Origin of the sequence: Sphingobacterium sp. SGL-16, from assembly GCF_011043515.1 — a bacterium.
In the GTDB taxonomy this organism is placed as follows: Bacteria; Bacteroidota; Bacteroidia; order Sphingobacteriales; family Sphingobacteriaceae; genus Sphingobacterium; species Sphingobacterium litopenaei.
Genome location: NZ_JAAKGQ010000095.1, coordinates 1 through 2,692 on the forward strand (window position 1 = coordinate 1; position 2,692 = coordinate 2,692).

Genomic DNA, 2,692 nt, shown 5'->3' on the forward strand with positions numbered 1-2,692 from the left:
TATATATTGTTAACAGCTAATATTATAAATATCGTAAAAATCAAATAATATTTTATCATATTTATAATATTAAAAACAATAACCAACTATAAATTTTTATTTTAATAAAATTACACCATGCAAAAGTTATTGGAAACATTGAACCAAAAAACTGAAAAGCTCTTTTTAGGCGGAGGAATTAATAAAATTCAAAAGCATAAGGAGAAAGGAAAAATGACAGCTTGGGAACGAATAATATATCTTTTGGATGAAAATAAACCATATACCGAAATTGGAATTTTTGCAGGTGATAATATGTATGAGGAGCATGGAGGATGTCCTAATGCTGGAGTAGTAGTAGTTTTGGGATATGTACAAAATAAGCTTTGTATTATAGTTTCTAATGATGCTACTGTTAAAGCAGGAGCTTGGTTTCCCATTTCTGGCAAAAAAAATCTTCGCGCACAAGAAATAGCTATGGAAAACCATTTACCCATCATATACTTAGTTGATTCTGCAGGTGTTTATCTTCCTATGCAAGAAGAAATTTTTCCCGACAAAGAACATTTTGGTCGCATATTTCGTAATAATGCTAAAATGTCCTCAATGGGGATTCCACAGATTGCAGCAATAATGGGTTCTTGCGTAGCGGGAGGAGCTTATTTGCCTATTATGTCTGATTATGCGTTGATCGTAGAAGGTACTGGTTCTGTTTTCTTAGCAGGATCCTATTTGGTAAAATCTTCTATAGGGGAAGTTATAGATAACGAAACTTTGGGAGGTGCTACTACACATACAGAAATATCTGGTGTAGTTGATAATAAATATCCTGACGATGCCTCTTGTCTCAATGCCATCAAAAATATTATAGAGAAAATAGGAGAGAATCCAAAAGCTGGTTTTTCTAGAATTGAACCTAAATTATCCAAATTAACTCCTGAATCTATTTATCAAAATTTACCTGATGATAGATTAAAGCCTTATAATATGCTTCAAATTTTAGATGCTATTGTAGATGAAGGTACTCTGGAAGAATATAAGAAGGATTATGGGAAAACTTTGATGTGTGCTTTAGCTCGAGTGGATGGTTGGGCTGTAGGTATCGTGGCAAATCAACGTGAAATTGTAAAAGCGAAGAAACCTGGTGGAACCCAAGAAATGCAGATGGGAGGGGTTATTTATTCAGATTCAGCGGATAAAGCAGCGCGTTTTATTATGAACTGCAACCAACAAAAGATTCCGTTGGTATTTTTCCAAGATGTAACAGGATTTATGGTTGGTTCTCGTTCAGAACATGGCGGAATCATCAAAGATGGGGCAAAAATGGTGAATGCTATGGCTAATTCCGTCGTTCCCAAATTTACTTTTATTATAGGCAATAGCTACGGAGCAGGGAATTATGCGATGTGTGGTAAAGCCTATGACCCACGATTAATCTATGCTTGGCCAACAGCACAAATGGCTGTTATGAGCGGTGCTTCTGCTGGAAAAACCTTATTGCAAATACAAGAAGCTACGCTAAAAGCTAAAGGTGTAACCTTATCTCAGGAAGAAAAACAAATCCTCTTGAAAGAGATAGAAGATAAATACAATGAGCAACTAAGTCCATATTATGCAGCAGCCCGACTATGGGTGGATGGTGTCATTGATCCAAAAGATACACGTAAAATAATTTCAATGGGTATTGAAGCTGCTAATCATAATGCGGATATACCGAGATATAATGTGGGAGTGATACAGACCTAATAAATCTTGTTGAATTCTAATGATTATTTGCACTTGCTTAAGTGCATTCGCAATGAAGTAGAGAAAAGTCGGTATTGCGGAAGAGGAACGATGAATCAATCCCTAAAATTTATAGATTCTTCCTTCATCAGAATGACAATTTTTTTTTAACTTTTTCTATTGAGCAATAGCTAAAAATATAACTGCAAGAATATAACATTTTGAAAAATACTTACCCGATGTAGCAAAACTTATTTTTTTACGTTATAACTGTTACTAAACAACTAATTATGAAAATTATTACTAAGATCACTACTCCAATTTGTTTACTTATCTTTTTAATTACGTCATGCAAAAAAGATGAAGTTTCTTTGCCTCTTACTAAAACTTCATTTGTTGGTTCTTTTCAAGCTACGGAAACGAATAACAATTTTATATCCGAAAATATTACCCTATTCTTAAATCATGATAATACGTACTCTATGTCAAATCCTAAGTCTTTATCTCTTCCAATAGAAAAACCTCTCTATAATATAGTAGATGGCTCAGGTAAATACACTATAGAAAACAATACTATCACTTTCCAAGATACATTAACTAGAACTCTTCAAGCTATGTATCCATACTATTTATCTGGAAAATATAAGTATCATTTTGATGGCGATAATTTGCATCTAGAACAAGAAAATTCAAATTCTGGAATTAAATATAAATTAGAATTGCGAGCTCATAAAAATTTTAAAAATTAAATACATAATATATTGCTAAATACTCCGCTAAACAATCTGGATTACGCATAATATCTTTGGAGACTGTTTTTTCTAAAGAAACACCTGAAAAAATCTTCTTAACAGGTATTTCTAACTTCTTACCACTCAAGGTATAAGGAATGTCTTTTATTTGAAAAATACAATCCGGTACATGTCGTGGGCTATATTGCTTTCTTAAAATAACTTTTATTTGAGTTTGTATTTCCTCATTTAATTTT

Annotated in this window: 2 protein-coding genes and 1 pseudogene; 2 read left to right on the forward strand and 1 reads right to left on the reverse strand. The window is 32.7% G+C overall.

Features of this window, described 5'->3' with window-relative positions:
* Window positions 1–117: 117 nt before the first annotated feature.
* Together G5B32_RS16745 and G5B32_RS16750 are read left to right on the forward strand one after the other, a co-directional pair.
* Complete coding sequence (locus tag G5B32_RS16745) at window positions 118–1,725, forward strand: acyl-CoA carboxylase subunit beta (protein WP_165292637.1); 1,608 nt, start codon at window positions 118–120, stop codon at window positions 1,723–1,725.
* Window positions 1,726–1,994: 269 nt separating this feature from the next.
* Complete coding sequence (locus tag G5B32_RS16750; protein ID WP_165292638.1) at window positions 1,995–2,453, forward strand: hypothetical protein; 459 nt, start codon at window positions 1,995–1,997, stop codon at window positions 2,451–2,453.
* Here G5B32_RS16750 and G5B32_RS16755 read toward each other — a convergent pair.
* A pseudogene (locus tag G5B32_RS16755) lies at window positions 2,443–2,692 on the reverse strand (hypothetical protein); the annotation flags it as partial. The gene G5B32_RS16750 and the pseudogene G5B32_RS16755 overlap by 11 nt on opposite strands.

Excerpts from the sequence above, each read along its gene's own strand:
- G5B32_RS16745 (WP_165292637.1), top strand. The coding sequence starts at position 118 with ATGCAAAAGTTATTGGAAACATTGAACCAAAAAACTGAAAAGCTCTTT.
- G5B32_RS16750 (WP_165292638.1), top strand. The coding sequence starts at position 1,995 with ATGAAAATTATTACTAAGATCACTACTCCAATTTGTTTACTTATCTTT.